The sequence below is a fragment of the Amycolatopsis sp. FBCC-B4732 genome (assembly GCF_023008405.1).
In the GTDB taxonomy this organism is placed as follows: Bacteria; Actinomycetota; Actinomycetes; order Mycobacteriales; family Pseudonocardiaceae; genus Amycolatopsis; species Amycolatopsis pretoriensis_A.
The window spans coordinates 4,530,507-4,551,714 of sequence record NZ_CP095376.1; the positions used below are offsets into that span (position 1 = coordinate 4,530,507).

The 21,208-nt window shown below is 72.8% G+C and carries 17 protein-coding genes; 11 read left to right on the plus strand and 6 right to left on the minus strand.

Annotation, left to right across the window (positions count from 1 at the left end; genetic code table 11):
• Positions 1-21 precede the first annotated feature (21 nt).
• From MUY14_RS19830 to MUY14_RS19870, 9 genes are all read left to right on the plus strand, one after another.
• The gene (locus tag MUY14_RS19830) at positions 22-1,047 is read left to right on the plus strand and encodes a phosphotransferase family protein (RefSeq protein WP_247024501.1); all 1,026 of its coding nucleotides are present in this window, start codon (positions 22-24) and stop codon (positions 1,045-1,047) included.
• Positions 1,048-2,271, plus strand: a complete 1,224-nt coding sequence (locus MUY14_RS19835; protein ID WP_247024502.1) for an acyl-CoA dehydrogenase family protein — start codon at positions 1,048-1,050, stop codon at positions 2,269-2,271.
• Positions 2,268-3,452 (plus strand): acyl-CoA dehydrogenase family protein, encoded by a 1,185-nt coding sequence (locus MUY14_RS19840; protein WP_247024503.1) that lies wholly within the window; start codon positions 2,268-2,270, stop codon positions 3,450-3,452. The genes MUY14_RS19835 and MUY14_RS19840 overlap by 4 nt, the downstream gene beginning before the upstream one ends.
• Positions 3,449-4,543: an acyl-CoA dehydrogenase family protein gene (locus MUY14_RS19845; protein ID WP_247024504.1), complete on the plus strand. Its 1,095-nt coding sequence runs from the start codon at positions 3,449-3,451 to the stop codon at positions 4,541-4,543. The genes MUY14_RS19840 and MUY14_RS19845 overlap by 4 nt, the downstream gene beginning before the upstream one ends.
• 98 nt (positions 4,544-4,641) lie before the next feature.
• Positions 4,642-5,772, plus strand: coding sequence for a sensor histidine kinase (locus MUY14_RS19850; RefSeq protein WP_247024505.1), 1,131 nt, complete (start codon positions 4,642-4,644; stop codon positions 5,770-5,772).
• A gap of 983 nt (positions 5,773-6,755) precedes the next feature.
• Entirely contained in the window at positions 6,756-7,625 is an 870-nt protein-coding gene (locus MUY14_RS19855) for a hypothetical protein (RefSeq protein ID WP_247024506.1), read from the plus strand.
• A complete protein-coding gene (locus tag MUY14_RS19860; protein ID WP_247024507.1) occupies positions 7,610-8,260 on the plus strand; it encodes a response regulator transcription factor in 651 nt (216 codons plus the stop codon). Before MUY14_RS19855 ends, MUY14_RS19860 begins: the two co-directional genes overlap by 16 nt.
• Positions 8,261-8,430: 170 nt before the next feature.
• Positions 8,431-9,045: a hypothetical protein gene (locus tag MUY14_RS19865; protein WP_247024508.1), complete on the plus strand. Its 615-nt coding sequence runs from the start codon at positions 8,431-8,433 to the stop codon at positions 9,043-9,045.
• A gap of 133 nt (positions 9,046-9,178) precedes the next feature.
• A complete protein-coding gene (locus tag MUY14_RS19870) occupies positions 9,179-10,051 on the plus strand; it encodes an alpha/beta fold hydrolase (protein ID WP_247024509.1) in 873 nt (290 codons plus the stop codon).
• On the opposite strand, the gene MUY14_RS19875 is transcribed toward MUY14_RS19870, so the two are convergent.
• The gene (locus MUY14_RS19875) at positions 10,014-10,502 is read right to left on the minus strand and encodes an SRPBCC domain-containing protein (RefSeq protein WP_247024510.1); all 489 of its coding nucleotides are present in this window, start codon (positions 10,500-10,502) and stop codon (positions 10,014-10,016) included. The genes MUY14_RS19870 and MUY14_RS19875 overlap by 38 nt on opposite strands.
• A 125-nt stretch (positions 10,503-10,627) precedes the next feature.
• Here MUY14_RS19875 and MUY14_RS19880 point away from each other — a divergent pair, with 125 nt between their 5' ends.
• Entirely contained in the window at positions 10,628-11,239 is a 612-nt protein-coding gene (locus tag MUY14_RS19880) for a TetR family transcriptional regulator (protein ID WP_247025178.1), read from the plus strand.
• Here the strand turns inward: MUY14_RS19880 and MUY14_RS19885 are convergent.
• From MUY14_RS19885 to MUY14_RS19900, 4 genes are read right to left on the minus strand one after another with little or no spacing between them, the layout of a single operon-like run.
• The gene (locus tag MUY14_RS19885; RefSeq protein WP_247024511.1) at positions 11,236-13,698 is read right to left on the minus strand and encodes a hypothetical protein; all 2,463 of its coding nucleotides are present in this window, start codon (positions 13,696-13,698) and stop codon (positions 11,236-11,238) included. The two genes, MUY14_RS19880 and MUY14_RS19885, sit on opposite strands and share 4 nt — an antisense overlap.
• Positions 13,699-13,706: 8 nt before the next feature.
• Complete coding sequence (locus MUY14_RS19890) at positions 13,707-14,330, minus strand: TetR/AcrR family transcriptional regulator (RefSeq protein ID WP_247024512.1); 624 nt, start codon at positions 14,328-14,330, stop codon at positions 13,707-13,709.
• 41 nt (positions 14,331-14,371) lie between these two features.
• Complete coding sequence (locus tag MUY14_RS19895) at positions 14,372-15,340, minus strand: phosphotriesterase (RefSeq protein WP_247024513.1); 969 nt, start codon at positions 15,338-15,340, stop codon at positions 14,372-14,374.
• The gene (locus MUY14_RS19900; protein ID WP_247024514.1) at positions 15,340-16,992 is read right to left on the minus strand and encodes an AMP-binding protein; all 1,653 of its coding nucleotides are present in this window, start codon (positions 16,990-16,992) and stop codon (positions 15,340-15,342) included. Before MUY14_RS19900 ends, MUY14_RS19895 begins: the two co-directional genes overlap by 1 nt.
• Before the next feature lie 285 nt (positions 16,993-17,277).
• On the opposite strand from MUY14_RS19900, the gene MUY14_RS19905 reads away from it, so the two are divergent.
• Positions 17,278-18,075, plus strand: coding sequence for a hypothetical protein (locus MUY14_RS19905; protein ID WP_247024515.1), 798 nt, complete (start codon positions 17,278-17,280; stop codon positions 18,073-18,075).
• A gap of 26 nt (positions 18,076-18,101) precedes the next feature.
• Here the strand turns inward: MUY14_RS19905 and MUY14_RS19910 are convergent, their stop codons facing one another.
• Positions 18,102-21,182 carry a glycoside hydrolase family 2 TIM barrel-domain containing protein gene (locus MUY14_RS19910; RefSeq protein ID WP_247024516.1) on the minus strand — a complete coding sequence of 1,027 codons (3,081 nt, stop codon included), beginning with the start codon at positions 21,180-21,182 and terminating at the stop codon, positions 18,102-18,104.
• Between the last annotated feature and the right edge of the window lie 26 nt (positions 21,183-21,208).

Consider the following 21,208-nt stretch of genomic DNA (forward strand, 5'->3'; position numbering starts at 1 on the left):
CAGAACGCTTGAGGAGGCACGATGAGCCGCACCGACCCGCCGGGTCTCGACCTGGGCCGCCTGCGCGCCCACCTGGACGCGCACCGGCCGGGCCTGGTCACCGGGGAGCTGACCGCGGACGTCGTGGAGGGCGGCCGGTCGAACCTCACCTACGTGGTCGGCGACGGCCGCTCGCGCTGGGTGGTCCGCCGCCCGCCGCTCGGGCACGTGCTGCCCACCGCGCACGACATGACCCGCGAGTTCCGGGTGATCTCGGGCCTGCGCGACACCGCCGTGCCGGTGCCCGAGGCGATCCTGCTCTGCGAGGACGCGGACGTCGTCGGCGCGCAGTTCTACGTCATGAGCTTCGTCGAGGGCACGCCCTACCGGACCGCCGACGAGCTCGCGAAGCTCGGCGAGCAGCGCACGCGGGCGATCGCCGACGCGCTGGTCGACACGCTCGTCGACCTGCACGCCGTCGACCCGGCCGACGTCGGGCTCGCCGACTTCGGCCGCCCTGAGGGCTTCCTCGAGCGGCAGCTGCGGCGGTGGAAGAAGCAGCTCGACGCCTCCCGCAGCCGCGACCTGCCCGGCATCGAAGAGCTGCACGACCGGCTCGCCGCGGCGGTTCCGGTGTCCGGGAAGCCGTCGATCATCCACGGCGATTACCGGCTCGACAACGTCCTCGTCGACACCGGCGACGAGATCTCCGCGGTGCTCGACTGGGAGATGTCGACGCTGGGCGACCCGCTCACCGACCTCGCGCTGCTGGTGGCCTACGCCGAGCGCGACAAGGTGTCGCTGCAGTTCGTCTCCAACGCCAGTTCGGCGCCGGGTTACCCGACGACCGACGAGGTCGTGGTCCGCTACGCCGAGCGCTCGGGCCGGGACGTCTCGCAGCTGAACTGGTACGTCAGCTTCGCGTTCTTCAAGCTGGCCGTGATCCTGGAAGGCATCCACTACCGCCACAGCAAGGGCCAGACGGTCGGCGCGGGCTTCGAGGGCGTCGGGGCCGGTGTCCCGCTGCTCATCTCGCACGGCAACGAGATTCTCAAAGAGGAGAAGTAAATGGACTTCGCGTTCGACGAGAAGACCGAGGAGCTGCGCGGAAAGCTCCTCGAGTTCATGGATTCGCACGTCTACCCCGCCGAGCCCGTGTTCGAGCAGCAGCTCGCCGAACGCGAAGACCCCTGGGCCATCCCGCCGGTCATGGACGAGCTCAAGGCCGAGGCGCGCAAGCGCGGCCTGTGGAACTTCTTCCTGCCCGGCGACCACGGCGCCGGCCTGACGAACCTCCAGTACGCGCCGCTGGCCGAGATCACCGGCCGCAGCATCCGGCTGGCGCCGACCGCGCTCAACTGCGCCGCGCCGGACACCGGGAACATGGAAGTGCTGGCCATGTTCGGCAACGAGCAGCAGCAGAAGCAGTGGCTGGAACCGTTGCTGGCCGGGGAGATCCGCTCCGCGTTCGCGATGACCGAGCCGGACGTCGCCTCCTCCGACGCCCGCAACATCGAGACCGCGATCCGGCGCGACGGCGACGAGTACGTCGTCAACGGCCGCAAGTGGTACATCTCCGGCGCGATGAACCCCGCGTGCCAGATCTTCATCGTGATGGGCAAGACGGATCCGGAAGCCGCGCCGCACAAGCAGCAGAGCATGATCCTGATCCCCCGCGACACCCCGGGCCTGACGGTCAAGCGCGGCATGCACGTCTTCGGCTACGACGACAGCGACCACGGCGGGCACGCCGAGGTGATCTTCGAAGACGTCCGCGTGCCGGTCGAAAACCTCATCGCCGGCGAGGGCGACGGCTTCGCGATCGCCCAGGCCCGCCTCGGCCCGGGCCGGATCCACCACTGCATGCGCGCCATCGGCATGGCCGAGCGCGCGCTGGAGCTCATGTGCCGCCGCGCGATCTCGCGCGAGGCGTTCGGCAAGCCGATCGCGCAGCAGGGCGTCGTGCAGGACTGGATCGCCGAGTCGCGGGTGAAGATCGAGCAGCAGCGGCTGCTGGTGCTCAAGACCGCATGGCTGATGGACACCGTCGGCAACCAGGGCGCGCACACCGAGATCCAGGCGATCAAGATCTCCACCCCGATCACCGTCGAGTGGATCCTCGACAAGGCCGTGCAGGTGCACGGCGCGGGCGGCGTCAGCCAGGACTTCCCGCTGGCCGCGATGTGGGCGGGCAACCGCACGCTGCGGCTGGCCGACGGGCCGGACGAGGTCCACAAGCGCTCGCTGGCCCGCCGTGAACTGAAGAAGTACCTCTCGGAGGGCGCGAAGTGACTGTCACCGCCGAAGACCTGACCCGTCAGGCGACCGAGTTCCTGGCCGCGCACGACCCGGCCACGACGGACCGGATGGACTTCCTGCGGGCCCGGTTCGACGCCGGGCTCGCCTGGATCCACTTCCCCGCCGGCCTCGGCGGGCAGAACGCGCCGCGCGCGCTGCAGTCCGTTGTGGACGGTGTGTTCGCCGACGCGGGCGCGCCGGACAACAACCCGCGCCGCATCGGGATCGGCCTCGGCATGGCCGCGCCGACCATCCTCGCTTTCGGCACGCCGGAGCAGCGCGAGCGCTTCCTGCGTCCACTGTGGACCGGCGAGGAGGTGTGGTGCCAGCTGTTCTCCGAGCCGGGCGCCGGCTCCGACCTGGCCGCGCTGGGCACCCGGGCCGTCCGCGACGGCGACGACTGGATCGTCACCGGCCAGAAGGTGTGGACGTCGGGTGCGCACGAATCGCAGTGGGCGATCCTGGTCACCCGCACCGACCCGGACGTCCCGAAGCACCAGGGCATGACGTACTTCCTGTGCGACATGACCGCACCCGGCGTCGAGGTCCGGCCGCTGCGCCAGATCACCGGCGAGGCCGAGTTCAACGAGGTCTTCCTGACCGAGGTCCGGATTCCGGACACCCAGCGCCTCGGCGCGGTCGGCGAGGGCTGGAAGGTCGCGCAGACGACGCTGATGAACGAGCGCGTCGCGATCGGCGGGCACGTCCAGCCGCGCGAAGGCGGGCTCATCGGGATCGTCGCGAAGACGTGGCGCGAGCGGCCCGAGCTGCGCACGCCGGAGCTGCGTGACCGGCTCGTGCAGCGCTGGGTCGAGGCCGAAACGCTGCGGCTGGCCGGTACCCGGCTGCGCCAGCAGCTGACGGCGGGCGCGCCCGGCCCGGAGGGTTCGGCCATGAAGGTCGCGTTCTCGGAGCTGAACCAGGCGCTCACCGGCCTGGAGGTCGAGCTGCTCGGCGAAGAGGGCCTGGCCTACGACGACTGGTCGTTCCGGCGCCCGGCGATCGTCGACTTCACCGGCCGCGAAGCCGGCTACCGCTACCTGCGCGCGAAGGGGAACTCCATCGAGGGCGGCACCTCGGAGGTCCTGCGCAACATCATCGCCGAGCGCGTGCTGGGGCTGCCCTCGGAGCCGCGTGTCGACAAGGACGTCGCCTGGAAGGACCTCCCCCGATGACTGACCTGCTGTACTCGGACGTCGAGGAAGACCTGCGGGCTTCGGTCCGGGACCTGCTGAAGGACAAGGCCGGCGCCGAGGCGTTGCTGGCGCGGATCGAGACGGCCGAGGGTTACGACCTGAAGCTGTGGCGCACGCTGGCCGACGAGGTCGGCGTGGCCGGGCTGGCGGTGCCCGAGAAGCTGGGCGGGCACGGCGCGTCGGCCCGCGAGGTCGCCGTGGTGGCCGAGGAGCTGGGCCGCAGCGTGGCGCCGGTGCCGTTCCTGGGCAGCGTGGTGCTGGCGACGACGGCGCTGGTGGCCGTCGGCGCCCGCGAGTTCGTCGGCAAGCTCGCGGCAGGGCAGGCGATCGGCGCGCTGGTCGTGCCGCTGACGACGGCGCCGGGCGCGGGCTTCCCGTCGTCGGTGACCGCGTCCGCCGCCGGAACGCTGAGCGGGCGGGTCGGCACGGTGGCGGACGCGTCGGTGGCGGACCTGCTCGTCGTCCCGGCCGCCGGCCCGGACGGCCCCGCGCTGTACGTCGTCGAGGCTTCGGCGGCGACGGTGTCGGAGCTGACGTCGTTCGACCTGACCCGGCGCGTGGCCGACGTGTCGCTTGCGGACGCGCCGGCGGCGCTGGTGGCTTCGGGACCGGACGCGGCCGCGGCGCTGGAGCAGGCGCTGCTGTTCGGGGCGGGCATCCTCGCGTCGGAGCAGACGGGCGTCGCCGAGTGGGCGTTGACCGAGACGGTGGCCTACCTCAAGGGCCGCTACCAGTTCGGCCGCCCGGTCGGCGGGTTCCAGTCGCTGAAGCACCGGCTGGCGAACCTGTACACGGACCTGGTGCTGGCCCGCGCGACGGCCCGGAACGCGGCGGACGCGCTCGCCACGAGCACCGACGTGCCGATCGCGGTGGCGGTCGCCCAGGCCCGCAACGCGCCGATCGCGGTGAAGGCCGTCGAGGAGGCGATCCAGCTGCACGGCGGCATCGGGATGACGTGGGAGCACCCGGCGCACCTGTACTTGAAGCGCGCCAAGGCGGACGAGCTGGCGCTGGGCACGCCCGGCCGGCACCGCGCCCGCCTGGCGGACCTGGTGAACCTGCCCGCCTGACCCCCGTTCGTGAAGGCCACCCCGGTTCCTCGAGGTGGCCTTCACGGCGTCAGCTGGTAGAAACGGGCTGACCGATTTCCGCCGTTCCCGGGAGCGCGATGACCACCAGCCCGGCCGGCTCGGTGGAATCCCAGCTCCGCGCCTCGGTCGCCCAGTTCGCCGGCCCCGCCCGGGCCGTCGCGACCGGGATCGTCGGCGTCTTCGGCGTCGTGGCCACCCCCGGCGGCGCGCTCCCGCTCGCGTTCGCCCTGCTCGCGCTGACGTTCGGTGCGGGCGTCGCCGACGTCCTCGCCGGGCGGCGCACGTCGTTCGCGTTGTCCGTGCTGCGCGCGGGTGCGGTGTGCGCCGCCCAGCCGTGGCTCACGTCGGTGCCCGGCGAGGCGAGCCTGTGGGCGGTCAACGTCCTGACGATCACGGCGATCACGTGGCAGTGGGAGCACCCGCCGCGGCTCACCGGGCCGGCGCTGGTGGCGCTGCTCGTGGTCGGAGCCGTCGCGGGCCTCGGCGCGTGGCTGCCGGTGGTGCCGCGGGTGGTGGTGGAGACGGTGCTGGCCCGCCTCGCGTACGTCCTCCTGAGCCGAGCGGCCGCCCGCACCGACGCGGCCCGCGCGGAGCAGGCGGCGGTCGAGCAGGCGGAGGCCCTCAGCCGCGACCGGCGGCGGCGCGAGCGTGAGTACCTGGCCCTCCTGCACGACACGGCTTCGGCGACGTTCCTGGCGGTGGCTTCGGGCGCGACGACCGACCCGGCGGCGGTGGCGGGCTACGCGGCCCACGACCTGGCGATCTTGACCGGCGGGGACGGCCCGGTCGACCTCGAAGCCGGGTTGCGCATGGTGTCCTCGGGGCGCGCGCTGCGGGTGGAGACGGTGTGGGAGGAGGTCCCGCAGGTCCCGGCCGCGGCGGCGCTCGCCCTGGTGCGAGCGGCGGAGGAGGCGCTTCGCAACGCGGAGCGGCACTCGGGCGCGTCGTCGGTCGCGGTGCGCCTGGCGCCGACGCCCGGTGGCGTGGAGGTGACGGTGGCGGACGCCGGCGTCGGGTTCGACCCGGCGGAGGTCCCGTTGTCCCGCCGGGGCGTGCGGGGGTCGGTGGTGGAACGGATGCGCGCGGCCGGAGGGACGGCGGAGGTCACTTCGCGGCCGGGCGAGGGAACGACGGTGACGCTGAGGTGGTGCCGCGAGGTCGTGGCTTGGCCTGCGGATGCCGCGGCTTCGAGGCGGACCCATGACTGAACCCACCGGCCGGTTCGCCGCGACCGCCACCGGACCAGCGATCCGGCCGACCACGAGCGCCCCGGCCGAGCCCGCCCCGACCGCCGCTCGGCACCGAGGCAGCAGCCTGCCCTGGCAACATGGCGAGCCCATGCCTGAACCCGCCGAACGGCTCGCTGCGACCGCCGGACCAGCGCTTGAGCGCGCAGCACGGTGGCGGCCGGATGCCTGACACGCCCGCCGAGCCGACCGGCGCCGCCTCGGCGAAGCGGCTCCGCGCCGCAACGCCGCCCGAACCCGCCACCCGGCCGGGGAAGCTCCCAGCCGAGCCCACCGGCGCTGCCCCGCCAAAGCAGCCCGGCGACGCCACCGAACCCGCCACTCGGCCAGCCCGCACCAGGTCGGGTCAGCTTCCAGCCGAACCCACCAGCGCTACACCACCTCAGCCTGGCGCCGCCACGCCGCCCGAACCCGCCACCCAACCAAGCCCCACCCGACCAACCGAGCCGACCAGCGCCACCCCGCCAGCTCAGCCCAGCGCCACAGCACCACCCCAACCCGCCACCCGACCAACCCAACCCACCAGCCCCACACCACCTCAGCCTGGCGCCGCCACGCCGCCCCAACCCGCCACCCGGCCAAGCCCCACCCGACCAGCCAAACCCACCCCGCCAACTCAGCCCGGCGACGCAGCACCACCCGAACCCGCTGCCGCGCCCACCTCGCTGGGGCAGGTCCCAGCCGAACCCGCCGGCGCTACCCCACCGAGGCCGCCCACCCCGCCGGGGCGGCCGGCCGAACCCGCGGTCCGGCTTGCCGCTGCCATCCGGATCGTCCTGCTCGGGGTCACCGCCGTCATCCAGCCCGGTCTCGGGCTCGCTCCCCTGCTGCGTCACCAGTCCGCCTATCGGCCACCCCTCGCCGCGGATCTCGCGTTCCTCGTCCTCGCCGGCGTCACCGTGGCCTGTGCCTGGTGGGTGCTGCGCCGGAAGCCCCTCCCCCTGGTGGTTTCCGTCGTCGGCACCCTCGTCGTCCTCGCCGCCTCCTCCGTCGCGACCGCCGCGCTGCCGCCCGACTCCTTCTTCCGCGAACCGCACTGGTCGTTCGGGCTCGTCGGGTGGCACCTGCTCGTCCTGCTCGCCGACCGCCTGCCCGCGTTGCTGACCGCGCTCGCGCTGCACGTCGGGGCCAGCGTTGCCCAGTTCCTGGTCGCCGGGCCCGTTGCGCGGACCGAGTTCGGGGATGCCGCCATCGTGCTGTTCGGCGTGACCGTCTTCCAGGTCGCCGTCGCCGGGCTGTTCGGGTTGCTCGACCGGCGCTCGAACGAAGCCGCCGCCGCGGCCGCCGAACGGGATCGGCTCGCCACCCGGGCCGCCGTTGCCGCGCAGGCCGGGGAGGCGCTGCGGACCGGGTTCGCCGAGCAGCTCGGGGCGACCCTGCCGTTGCTGGCCGGGCTCGCCGACGGGACCGTCGACCCCCGCACGGCCGAGGCGCGCGCCCGGTGCGGGCTCGCCGCCGCGCAGCTGCGGCGGCTCTTCGCCGAGAACGACGACGTGCCCGATCCGCTCGTGCACGAGGTCACCGCCTGCCTCGACGTCGCCGAGCGGCGCGGGGTCGCGGTGGCGCTCGCCGTCAGTGGTGATCCCGTCGACGTGCCGGCGCCCGCGCGGCGGGAGCTGACCGGGCCCGTGCTCACCGCGCTGGCCGCCGCCCGGACGCGGGCCCGGGTGAGCGTGCTGCGGACGCCCGAACTGGTCCGCGTCGCGGTCGTCGCGGACGGCACCTCCGAATTCAGCGGATCGGCGGCGGTCCCCGTCGCGTCCCACTCGCGAGACGGACAGACCTGGATGGAGGCGCGGTGGCGACCCGAGTGACGGCCGTCGTGGTCGACGACCACCCGGCGGTGCGCGCCGGCGTGGCGTACTGGCTGGTCGCCGGCGACCCGCCGATCGACGTCGTCGCGGACGGCGAAGACGTCAAGGCCGCTTGGCTGGGCGCGGGCGCGGCCGCCGACGTGGTCATCTTCGACCTGCACCTGGGCGGCCCCGCGCCGGCGTTCGGCGACCTGCGGCGGCTCGCCGAAGCCGGGCGCCGGGTCGTCGTCTACTCGATGCGCGCGGACGACGACGTCGCCTTGCAGTGCCTCGAGCTCGGCGCGCTGTGCTACCTGACGAAGGCCGAGGGCGCCGACCACCTGGTGGAGGCGACGCGGGCGGCGGCGCAGGACCGGCCGTACACGCCGCCGTCGCTGGCCGGGGCGCTCGCCGGGGACCGGTCGGAGGCGCGGCCGGCGCTGTCGGCGCGGGAAGCCGAGGTGCTCGTCGAATGGTTCCAGTCCGAGTCGAAGGAGTTCGTCGCGCACCGGCTCGGGATCTCGGCCAGCACGGTGAACTCGCACCTCGAGCGGATCCGCGTCAAGTACGCGCGCATCGGCCGCGAGGCGCCGACCAAGGCCGCGCTCGTCGCGCGCGCCATCCAGGACGGCCTGATCGGCGTCGACGATCTGTGACCTCCGTGTGGTGCGAACAGCCCACACCGGCGGCGCGGCGCGCGGGTTAGCGTCCCGCTGACGGAGCCGCGAGGGCACCCCGCCGGGTCGCCGCGACTGTCCTGGGGGCGGCCGCGGCGCTCCGGCTCCGCCCCGCCGGAACCCGTCCGGCGGGTTGTTCGAGGAGATCCATGAAGCACGTCCGCACCACCGCCCTGCTCGCCGCCGCCTTCTTCCTTTCCGCGTGCGGTAGCGAGTCCGGCCAAGCGGTGCCCGCCACCCCGACCGAGACCCCGGCGGCCCCCACGTCGGCCTCCTCCGAGTCATCGTCGACGGCTGCCGCCGCGCCGGTGGGCGACGTCACCAAGCCGGGCACCGAACTCAAGCTCGGCGAGCGCGCGGTGGTCCCGTTCAAGTACGGCACGACCAAGTCCGGCACCATCGCGATCACCGTGACGGCGATCGACAAGGGCGCCAACGCCGACCTCGCTAAGTACGGCGACAAGGCGAAGGGGATCACGCCGTTCTACCTGCGCGCGACGGTCGAGAACGTCGACGGCGCCGACCTGTCCTACGCCTCGGTGAGCCTGCGCGCCCTCGGCGCCGACGGCCGCTCGACCGGCGTGATCATCACCGGCAGCACCGACGGCTGCAAGTCCGCCACCGCGGGCAAGGACTTCACGACGGCGGGCGCGAAGTTCGAGACCTGCACCCTGCAGGGCGCCCGCGAGGGCTCGGCGGTGGAAGCGGCGACGTTCGACAAGGGCGACGGCTACGACAAGTCCCCGGTGGTCTGGAAGAACTGACCACCCCCAGGCCACGGAATTTTCGCTCAGATGAGCGAAAATTCTGTGAGCCAGGCCACCCGGAAGGCAAAAGGGTGGCAAAAGTGCCCTTCTCCCCATGGCTCTCCCGGGCGGCCCGTTCTAGCCTGGCGCCATGGAATTCGCCGTCGCGTCGACGGGTGCGCTGGAAGAATTGACGATCGCCGTCGGGGATCGGCGGCACAGTGCGCTTGCGGCCGGGCCTGAACGCGGGGAGCTCGTGCTGTTCCTGCACGGGTGGCCCGAGTTCGCCGATGCCTGGACCGAGCAGCTGCACGCGCTCGGGGAGGCCGGTTACCGGGCCGTGGCCGTCGACCAGCGGGGGTACTCGGCCGGGGCGCGGCCGGACGGGGTCGAGCACTACACTCTCGATCAGCTGGTCGGGGACGCCCTCGCCTTCGCCGGCAGCCAGGGCGCCGAGCGGTTCCACCTGGTCGCCCGCGACTGGGGTGGCATGATCGCCTGGGCACTGGCCACCTCGCACCCGGAGCGGCTGCGGTCTCTCACCGTGCTCTCCACGCCCCACCCCGCGGCGCTGCGGCGGGCGGCCGCGACCGACGACGGGCAGTTCCACGACCTCGGGTACATCCGGTTCTTCCGGCGCGGTGCCGGCAAAGCCGAGAAATACCTCTTACGCGACGAAGCCACGCAATTACGCGCTGTTTACAGCCGTCGGATTCCGGTCGAAATCGTCGAACGCTCGATCGCGCGCCTTTCCGAACCGGGCGCGCTGACCGCGACGCTGAATTGGTACCGCGGCGCCACCGACGACGATTTCGACATCCCGGCGGGCCGGATCACCGTGCCGACGCTCTACCTCTGGGGTCGCGAGGACCCCTACCTCGGCCAGAGCGCCGCCGAGCTGACCGTGCACCACATCGACGCCGAGTACCGGTTCCAGATCCTCGAGGGCGCGAGCCAGTGGATGGCGATGGAGGCCCCGGACGAGGTCATCGCCCTGCTGCTGGACCACGTCGGGCGGCACTGACCCGCAGCGCCCCGGCGTCGTCGAGGTCGGCGAGCAAGGCGGGCAGCCCGGTGGTGAGCATCCGGCGCCGGACCGCGCCGAGCAGCCTGGCCATGGCGAACCCGCCGAGGCCGGTGAAGCCGGTGTGGTGGTAGGTGAAGCGGGTCCCCGCGGGGGTGGGTTCCAGCAGGTAGCGGACCTCGCTCGGCGGCTCCCCTTCGGCGCCGACCCAGGTGTAGCGCAGCAGTTCCCGCTCGCGGACCTCCAGCACCTCGCAGTCGACGATCCCGCGCCAGCCGGGCATCGGCTTGGCGACGAACCGGAAGTGGTTGCCGACCTCGGGCTCGAACCCGACCGCGCGGGCCCCCTTCCCGGTCGACGTCCAGTACGGGATCAGGTCCGGGTCGGTCATCGCGCGCCAGACCTTCACGGGCGGGTGCGGGTAGTCGCGGACGATGTGGATCTCGGACACTAGGGCCTCCAAGAAAGTTCAGCAGCTATAAAATTACTGTAGCAGAACTTTTCAGGTGGCTGAAGTACAGTGATCAGGTGACGACCACCGAGACCGGCGGCCTGCGTGAACGCAAGAAGCGGGCGATGCGGCAGCAGCTGTCCGACACCGCCGCGCGGATGTTCCTCGAACGCGGCTTCGACGCCGTGCGCGTGGCCGACGTCGGCGAGGCGTGCGGCGTGTCCGAGAAGACCGTCTTCAACTACTTCCCGAGCAAGGAAGCCCTGCTCCTGGACCGGCTCGAGGCGACGGCCGACGCGATGCGTGCGCGCCTCGCGGACCCGGCGATCCCGCCGGTCGAGGCGATGCTGGCGGTCCTCGACGACGAACTGGACGGCCTCGTCGAGAACCTCGCCGCCGACGCCGAACCCGATCGGGCGCTGGCGCGGTACCGGCGGTTCGGCGACCTGATCCGCGACACCCCGTCGCTGCGCGCGTACCGGAGCGACGTCGCCGACCGGTTCGCCGATCTCGCCGCCGAGGTGCTCGCCACCCGGACCGGCCGGCGCCCGGAGGACCCCGAGCCCCAGATCGTCGCGGCCACCCTCGTCGGCCTGTGGCGGGTTCAGTTCCGCGCCCTGCGGACCCACCTGCGGCCCGGCGTTCCGCTGCCGGACGCGATCGACGCCGTCACCCGGGAAGTCCGCCGCGCCGCCCGGCTCGCCGAGACCGGGCTGGCCGGGTACGGGCAGCCCTAGCCGGTCTTGCGCACCAGCCCGGTGTAGCCGACCAGCGCGAGCGTGGCCAGCGCCCAGATCGCGGCCTGGACCGCCCAGATCGCCACGGTGAACACCTGCCCCGCGTCGAGGCCGGTGTTGAGGTCGCACCGGCCGCGCACCCCCGGCGACAGCGGCAGCCCGCGGTCCAGCCCGACGCCGATGAGCTCCACGGTCGTGCACCGCGTGCCGGCCGGGGCCGCGAAGTCCGCGACGCGCTCGGCGGCGTGGTGGCCGCCCTCCTCCACCTGCCCGGCCCAGAGGCCGAGCCCGCCGGCGGCGAGCACCGCGAGCAGCAACGCCGCCGCCGTGCGCCGCGCGCGGTAGCCGTAGCCCGCGAGGGCGCCCCACAGCCAGTGGAACCGCCGGGCCGGCCAGCCGCCGATCCCCTCGGGCGCCCACCGCTGGAGGTCGCGCTGCTGCGCGATGAGGACGTGCCGGGCGTTGCCGTCGTGCCCCGACGTCCGTTCCACCGCGGCCAGCCGCTGGTACGGACCGGGCCGGTAGACGGCGGTGTGCCACCGGATCAGGTGCAGCCACTCCTGCCAGGTAGCCGCGCCGAGCGCGCCGAAGCGGAACCCGTCGAGCTCCATCGTCCCCGGGTGCGGGCCGCGGACCGGTTTCGCGCAGACGACGTCGACCGGCAGGAAGACCTTTCCCTCGACCAGTACGTCTTCGAGGCTCAGGAGAGTTTCCCCGCCGGAGTGGGCGAGCTCGGCGCCGCTGAAGTGTGCGTCGCCGGCGATGCGCGCGCCGAGCAGCCGGATCGTGGCCTCCTCCCCGGCCCCGGTGGCGCGGATCCCGCGCAGCACCAGGCTTTCCCGCACTTCGGCGCGGTCGGCGACGAGCGCCGGACCGGCGTCGTTCCTGATCTCCGCGTCGTCGAGAACGATCCGGCCGCCGATCCACATCCCGGACAGGGTCAGCGCACCCCACTCGGACGAGGCGGACGCCCTCAGGCCGGTGCCGTCGACGTAGTTGCCCACCCGGGCGTCATCCGCGTTGACGGCGGGGCCGGACGCGTTGGCCAGTTCGGCACCGTCGAGCAAGAGCTGCCCGGTGATCTCGACGGAGTGCAGCAGGATCGCCCCGTCGTCGCCGGCCCCGGTGGCCTTCACCCCCGACAAGTCGAGGCTGCCGCCGACGTGCAGGCCGTCGGCGTACAGCGCCGGGCTGGCGTCGTTGGTGAGCTTCGCGCCCTCGAGGTCCACCCGGCCGCCGATCCGGGCGCCGAGCAGCCGGATCGTGCCCGGTTCCCCGGACCCCTCCGCGGTCAGCTGGTTGGCGCGGAAATTGCCGTCGACGCCGAGCCGGTCGCCGCTCAGCGCCGCCCCGGTGTCGTTGGCCAGCTCGGCGCCGTCGAGGTAGAGGTTGCCGGCCACGTGCGCGCTGAGCAGGCAGAGCGCGCCGTACTCCCCCGACGCCCGCGCTTTCAGGCCGTCGGCGTGGAAGCTGTCGCCGACCCGGATGCCGTCGGCGCTCAGCCCCCGGCCGCGGCGGTTGACGACCACCGCGGCGCCGGCGTTGAACTGGCCCTCGATCCGCGCCCCGAGCAGGCTGATCGCCGCGTCTTCGGCGGTTGCGAGCGCGGTGACGCCGTCGAGCCGCAGGTCACCGGCGTGCAGCCGGTCGGCCTCGAGCGCGGGACCGGTCTCGTTGGTCAGCGCGGCGTCGGTGAAATCGGCTTCGCCGCCGATCCGGGCGCCGATCAGGCGGAGCGCCCCCTCTTCGCCGGCCCCGGTGATCTTCGCCGAGGTCAGCCACACGTCGCCGGCCGCCTCGAGCCCGTCGGCGTGCAGCGCGGGCCCGCCGGCGTTGGTGAGCACGGCGTCGTCGAAGACGACCTGGCCGGTGACGTTCGCGCGGAGCAGGCGGACCGCGCCCAGCTCGCCGTCGCCCGCCGCACGCAGGCCCGCGCACCGCAGGTCGGCGCACGCCAGCCCGTCGAGGTAGACCGCGGGCCCGTCTTCGCTGGTCACCTCGGCGTCGCCCAGGTACACGCGGCCGCCGACCCGGGCGTCCCGCAGGCAGATCGCGCCGAACTCCCCGGAGCCGGTCGCGCGCACGCCGGTGAGGCGCAGGTCGTGGCCGATCCGGACGCCGTCGCCGTCGAACCCGGCGATCCGGCTGCCGGACAGGTCCAGCCACGGGAGCCGGGCCCGCCGCACGCTGACCGGGTTCACGACCACGCAGCCGGTGAGGGCGAGGCCGGTCCCGGCCTCGACGAGGTCCAGGTTCAGCGTCCCGGCGATCCGGGCGCCCTCGACGCGCACGCCCAGCGGGTCCAGCGGGCCGCGGCGGCCGAGCAGCAGCTCCCGCAGCACCTCGGCCCGGACGGGCGCGTCCGGTGTCGCCACCTCGCCGCGCCGGGCGGCCTCGATCAGCTCGCGCTCGGCCGGCGTCAGCTTGCCGAGCACGGGCAGCGGCGGGAAATCGGTCACCGCACCAATCAACCAGGCGGGCGCAACGCGGCCAGCAGCAGGTCCGCGTAGTGGTCGCCGATCTGGCGGGCGGTCAGCGAACCGCCGCGCCGGTACCACGAACCCAGGTGGTGCACCGAGCCGAAGAAGAAGTCGACGACGACGTCGGCCGGCTTGTCCGCGCGAAACTCCCCCGACGCCTGGCCCTCTTCGACCAGGCCGCGGAAGCGCTCGTGGTACTTGCGGCGCTCGGCGCGCACCGCCTTGCGCTTGTCCGGGGACAGCTGGTGCATGGACTGCAGGAAGATCGTGTTGTCGTCGAGGTTGTCGATGCTGGACACGACGACGTCGGACGCGGCGGCGGCGAGCCGTTCCCGCAGCGGCGCACCGGAGTCGGCGACGCTCTCCAGCTGCCGGGTCTGCTCGCGCAGGACGCGGGCGTAGATCTCGTAGAGCAGGTCGTCCTTGGAGTCGAAGTAGTGGTACATCGCGCCCTTGGTGACGCCCGCGGCCTCGACGATCTCCTGGACGGACGTGCGGTCGAAGCCCTTCTTGGCGAACAGCTTCGTGGCGTGCTCCAGCAGCCGCCGGGGCACGGCCGCCTGGTCGTCGCCCGTCGCCTCGCCCGGCTTCCGGGTGCTTGCTCGGGTCACCGCGCACCCCCTTCTCGAATCCGACGCACCAGGATAACGGCTCAGGACTCCCGGGCCAGGAACCGCCGGGGATTGTCCACGAGCATCGTCGTGATGTCCGTTTCGGACACCCCGCGCTCCCGCAGCGCGGGCAGCACGTCCCGGGTGATGTGCAGGTAGTGCCAGTTCGGCGTGAGCGCGGGCAGCTGCTCGGCGGGCAGCCAGTCGATGTAGCAGGACGCGTCGTGCGAGAGCACCATGCTGCCCGCGTAACCGCGTTCGCACATCGCCGCGACGGTGTTCACCCGTTCCTCGAACGGCAGCAGCAGGTCCAGGCCGAACCGGTCCATCCCGAGCAGCGACCCGCGGTCGGCGAGCTCGGTCAGGTACCCGAGGTCCGTCGAGTCCCCGGAGTGCCCGATCAGCACCCGGCTCAGGTCGACGCCCTCGTCCTCGAAGATGTTCTGCTGCTCCAGCCCGCGCCGCGTGCCGGCGTGCGTGTGGGTCATGATCGGCGTGCCGGTCTCGGCGTGCGCCTTCGCCACCGCGCGCAGCACGCGTTCGACGCCGGGCGTGACACCCGGTTCGTCGGTGGCGCACTTGAGGAGCCCGGCTTTGACGCCGGTACCCGAGATCCCGTCCCGGATGTCCCCGACGAACATCCCGACGAGCGGGTCCTCGCCCTGCAGCAGCGTGCCGGGCCCGCGGAAGTGCAGGTAGTGCGGCACGTCGTTGTAGGTGTAGAGCCCGGTCGCGACGACGATGTTGACCTCGACCTCGGCGGCGACCCGCTGCACGCGCGGGATGTACCGGCCGAGCCCGATCACCGTCGGGTCGACGATCGTGTCGATCCCCGCGTCCTTCAGCTCCTTGAGCCGCCGGATCGCTTCGGGGACGTGCTCGTCTTCGCGGAACCCTTCGTGTTCCGGGTAGTTCTGGACGAATTCCGGGCTGAGCACGAAGAGGTGCTCGTGCATGAGCACCCGGCCCAGCGCTTCCGGCGCGATCGCGCCGCGGGCGGTCTCGACCATCAGCCCCTCGCTCGCAGTTCGCGGCGGAGGATCTTGCCGCTGGTGGTCTTCGGGAGTTCGTCGAGCACGACGACGGTGCGCGGGTACTTGTAGGCGGCGAGCCGTTCCTTGCACCACGCCACGAGTTCCGCCGGATCGGCGGCCGCTCCCGGCGCCGGGCTGACGTACGCCTTGACGGTTTCGCCGCGGTACTCGTCGGCGATCCCGACGACGGCGGCTTCGCGGACCGCCGGGTGCGTGTAGAGGACGTCTTCGACCTCGCGCGGCCAGACCTTGAAGCCCGACGCGTTGATCATGTCCTTCTTGCGGTCGACGACGTAGACCCAGCCGCGCTCGTCCATGAACCCGATGTCGCCGGTGAGCAGCCGCCCGCCCGGCAACGCCTCCGCGGTGGCGTCCGGCCGGTTCCAGTAGCCGGAGACGACCATCGGGCCTTCGACGGCGATCTCACCCGGCTGCCCGAACGGCAGCTCTTCGCCGTTCTCGCCGAGGATCCGGACGATCGTGTCCGGCACCGGCAGGCCGATCGAGATGGTGCCGGACGCCGGGTCGATCGGCGCTTCGAGGGTGCCGGGGACGACTACGCAGCCCGCGGTGGTCTCGGTGAGGCCGTAGCCGTTGTGGATGTAGTGCCCGGTTTTCGCGCGGAACGCCTCGACGACGGCGGGCGGCAGCGCGGCGCCGCCGGAGTACAGCAGCGCGAACGAGGCGAAGTGCTCGCGGCTGAACGACGGGTGGGCCATCAGCGCCATGTACGCCGTGGACGGCCCGACCGTGTACGACGGCCGGTGCTCCAGGAAGGCGTCGAGCACGACCCCGGCGTCGAAGCGGTAGGCCAGCGCGAGGGTGCCCTCGATGTCGATCGCGGAGCCGACTTCGCAGACCATGCCGGTGATGTGGAACAGCGGCGCGAGCCCGAACAGCGTCGAGCCGGCCGGGAGCCCGCTGAACGAGCCGAGCCCGGCGGCGTTGGTGCCGATGTTGCCGTGCGTGTTGGTGGCCCCCTTCGGCGTGCCGCTGGTGCCGGAGGTGTAGCTGATCAGCGCGGTGTCGTCGAGCGCGAAGGCGGGTTCCGGCGGCTTCGGGCCCGGGGTGTTCGCGGCTTCGAGGAGTTCGGTGGCGCCCGGCGTCTCCTCCTTCTCGACCTTCGCCAGCACGCGCTCGTCGTCGCGGGTCTGGAACTCGAGTTCGCTGGTGGTGAGCGAGATTTCGACGGCGCTGCCTTCGACGGTCTTCGCGATGTAGGCGTTCCAGCCGCGCTGCGAGCACACGATCGCCTTGACGCCGGCGTCGGTGAGCACGTGGGTGAGTTCCCGCTCGCGGTACATCGGGTTGACCGGGACGACGATCCCGCCGGCCTTCCACGCGCCCAGCAGCGCGATCACGAACTGCGGGATGTTCTGCAGCACCAGGGCGAGCCGGTCGCCGCGGGCGAAGCCGTTGCGGGTCAGGTACCGCGCGACGCCGTCGGAGAGCTCGTCCAGCTCCCGGTAGCTCAGCCGCGCGTCGAAGTACGCGATCGCCGCCCGGTCGGGGACGTGGTCCGCGGCGCGGCGGAACGTCTCGGGCAGGGTCGTCGGCTTCGCCGGACCCGCGGCCCGCACCCGCTCGTCGTAGCTCGCGAGCCAGGGCTTCGCGTCGTACCAGCTCATCCAGTGACCTCCTTTGGACACCGACCGGTCGGTATGCCGACGCTAGGAGGCGACGGCGGCCACGTCAAGACCCGGCTTTCGCGGAATCGCACAAGCCGCCTTTCACCGATTCACACGTACCCCGGTTCGGAATGGTTCAGCATCTCCCCGTTTTCCTTTTCACACTGGACAAATCCCTGCTGGAGCCGCCACGATGACCTTCGCGGCCCAGTCGGCCGCGCCATTCGGAACAACCGCGCGCTGCCCGTGTGGACCCTCTCTGTTCACGCTAACCTGGAGTGATTCATGCCTGCTACCGGTGGACGGCACCGCCTCTCGCGGCGGACGAAGATCGCGACGGCGGCCCTCGGCCTCGGCATCGCGGCGGGAGCACTGGTGATCGCGACGACCGTCGGCGACCCCGGCGCCGCCAACGCGGCCTCGGGTGGGCAGATCAGCTGCCCGGACGTCGCGAGCCGGCTCCCGGCGATCCCAGCCCAGGCGCAAGCCGAGGTCCAGCGCAACCTCCAGCTGCTGAACACGCAGCTGGGCGAAGCCAACAACCGCCTCATCACGACCGCGGGCCAGGGCGGCCCCAACTTCGTGCAGAACGCGATCCTCAGCCCGCTGCAGGACAAACGCGCGTCGACGATCGACCGGATCGCCATCGCCATCGGCCGCCAGGGCGAGAAACCCCAGAACCTGGGCGGTTTGGCGGCGTGCTCCCTGGGCGGGCAGTCCGGCGCCGCTCCGGCTTCCAGCGCGCAGGCCCCGGCACCGGCACCCGCGCCCGCGCAGAACGGCGGGAACACCGCGTCGGGCCGGATCACCTGCCCGGACGTGGAAAGCCGCCTCCCGGCGATCCCGGCCCAGGCGCAGGCCGAGGTCCAGCGCAACCTCGCCCTGCTGGACACCCAGATCGCCGAGGCCGACAACCGCTTGGTCACGAGCGCGGGCGAAGGCGGCCCGAACTTCGTCCAGAACGCGATCCTCGGCCCGCTCGAGGACAAGCGCGTCGCGACGATCAACCGCATCGCCACGGCGATCGGCCGCAACGCCGAGAAACCGCAGGGCCTCGACGCTCTCGCCCCCTGCACCCGCTGACGCGGTCGTGAGTGGGAAACAGTGTTCTAACCCTGTTTCCCACTCACGAGCGTGCTGATGCGGAGGAAGGCGGTCGCGGACATCGTCAGCCGGACTTCCGTGGTCACCACGGGGGCGAACTCGAGCGTCGTCGGGTCGTTCGAGCCGCTCCCCCACGTGATCCGCAGGTCCCGCACCGGCTCCCACCCCCGCGCGGTGCGGACGGCGACCTCGGCCGCCGACGGCAGCGCGTGCTTCGAGTCGACGACGAACCGGGCGGTGAGCGCGCTGATCCGCCGGGCCGCGGGCCAGGCCAGTGACACCCAGTCCGCCGCCCGCGGCCGGCTCACCGCGGCCAGCGTCGCGGTCGCCGGCTTGACGGAGAAGTTCGACCAGCCGGTGGCCGGGCCGCCGTCCAGCATCGCCGACGGCAGCGTGTCCGGCGCGCCCGAGTAACTCGCGTCGGCCGCCCGCACCACCACCGGAACCGATGACTCCACGGCCCGCGCCCCGGGCCCGTTGCGCTGCCCGAGACCGGTGCCCGGCAAGGTGATCCGGCCGGACGCCAGTCCTGGCGCGGACGCCGTCACCGTGATCGGGCCGCGGCCGCCCGTCGCCGCGATCACCGCCACCGCCTGACCCTTGAACGCGGGGATCGTGGGCTGCTGGTAGCCCTGGGCCAGCTCCTGCCTGCCGTTGTCCACGCCGGCCACCCGCCCCGGGCCTTGGACGGCGAACCGCAGCACCGGTTCGCCGCCGGGCACGACGACGCCGTGTGCGTCCACGACGGACGCCGTCACGAACGCCATCGCCCCGTTCTCGCCCCGATCCGGTGCGGTCAGGGTGATCGCGCGTGCCGGACCGGCTGTGACGACCCGGTCGCGGGCCACCTCACGGCCACCCTCGCGGGCGATCGCGGTCAGCGTGCCGGGCTCGAACGGCACCGCCCACGTCAGGTGCAGCTTGCCGGAACTGCCGTTGGGACTGGTGTAGCTGCCCGAGGGGTCGTTCTTGTCGTCACCGACCGGCTCGGTCGTCTCCAGGTACGGCCGTCCGTCCACAGTGGTCTTCCGGTCGAAGCGCTTGACGCCCAGCGAACGGCCGTTGAGCACCAGCTCGACGGTGTCCACAGTGGAGTAGACCCACACCGCGACCGGTTCGCCCGGCCGGTGCCCGGTCCAGTCCCCTGGGACCAGGTGCACCATCGGCGCGGCCGTCCACTGGCTGCGGAAGAGGTGGAAGGCGTCCTTCGGCAGGCCCGCGCTGTCGATCGCGCCGAAGAACGACGTCTTGACCGGGAAGACGTCGTACGGCGTCGGCTCGCCGAGGTAGTCCTGCCCGGCCCAGAGGAACTGGCCCTGGCAGAACTTCCGGTCCCGGTCCTTCTTCAGCGAGTACTCGCCGCTGAAGGTCCACGAGGCCAGGTTGTTGTCGTAGGACGACGTCGCCCGCTTGCCCGGCGTGTGGTTCTCGCCGGTGTTGAGCAGGTCCGGGTCCTGGTACACCCCGCGCGTCGAGGTCTCGGAAGACGATTCCGACTCGAAGAAGAACTTGTCCGGGTACGCCGCGTGCAGCCCGTCGATCGACTGGGCGGTGTTGTAGTTGACGCCGAGACCGTCGAGCTGCCGCAGGATCAGGTCCTGCGGCGAGCCCGGCGCGGGCACGCTCCGGTAGCGGTCGGACCCCATGATCACCGGCCGGGTCGGGTCGATCGCCCGGACCGCGGCGATCAGGCCCGCCGCGATGGCCGGGCCGCCCGCCATCGACGCGTCCGGCACCTCGTTGCCGATCGACCACAGCACGACCGACGGCGAGTTCTTGGCCGCGTGCACCATTTCCGCGATGTCGCGCCCGCTCCACGCGTCGAAGTCGCGGTGGTAGTCGAACTCGACCTTGCCGGTGCGCCAGCAGTCGAACGCCTCGACCATCATCAGGATCCCGAGCCGGTCGCAGACCGCCACCAGCCGCGGGTCGGGCGGGTTGTGCGCGGTCCGCAGCGCGTTGACGCCCATCGCCAGCACCAGCCGCAGCTGGTGCTCCAGCGCGGCCTCGTCGACCACCGCGCCGAGCGCGCCCTGCGACGCGTGCAGGTTGACCCCGCGCAGCTTCATCGGCACGCCGTTGAGCGAAAACCCGTCGTCCGGGTGGAACGCGAAGTGGCGGAAGCCGAAGCTCGTGCTCGTCGTGTCGGCCACCCGCCCGGCCAGGACGACGTCGGTGCGCACCCGGTACAGCGAAGGCCGCCCGGTCGACCACAGCCGCGGATCGGCCACGGACCCCGTCGTGACCGCCGTGACCGTCCGCCCGGCGGGCAGCGCCACGGTGGCCGAGCCGGTCGCCACCACCCGGCCCGCCGGGTCGGTGACGGTCGTGCGTACCTCGGCCGCCACCGCGGCGGCGGAGTCGTTGGCGACGTCCGTGGCCACCCGCACGGTCCCCCGCCCGGCGGCGATGTCGGGCGTGGTGACGAACGTGCCGTGCCGGGCGACGTGCACCGGCTCGGTCACGACCAGCCGGACGCGGCGGTAGACGCCGCTGCCGGAATACCAGCGGCTGCTGGGCAGCGGGTTCACCGCCCGCACGGCCAGGACGTTCGGTGTCCGGCCGTCGGTGTGCAGCTTGCCGGTGAGGTCGAAGGCGAACCCGGTGTAGGCGTACGGGTGGTTGCCGAGCAGCTCGCCGTTCAGGTACACGTGCGCGTCCGAATAGACGCCGTCGAATTCGACCGACACGCGCTTCCCGCCGAGCGACGGCGCCACGGTGAACGTCCGCCGGTACCAGCCGAGGCCGCCGCGGAAGAAGCTGGACGCGCTGCTCGTGCCGCCCCGCTCGGTCGGCGCGAGCTCGATGCTCCAGTCGTGCGGGACGTCGACGGCCTGCCACGCCGAATCGTCGAAACCGGGCTCCGCGGCGCGGGCGAAGCGGCCGTCCGGGTCGGTGACCCCGTCGGGGTTGGCCAGTGCGAACCGCCAGCCGGCGCCGAGGTCGGTGCTCCGCCCGGTGAGCGCGAGGTCCGGCCGGGTCAGCGCCTCGGCGGCCCGGGCGACCGGCGCGAACGCGGAGGTGACGACGGCGGCCCCGGCCCCGCCCAGCACCAGGCGTCGGCTCGGTCGCGGCGAGTTCGGCATGGGAGAGCCCCTTCCGGCGGCGGCAC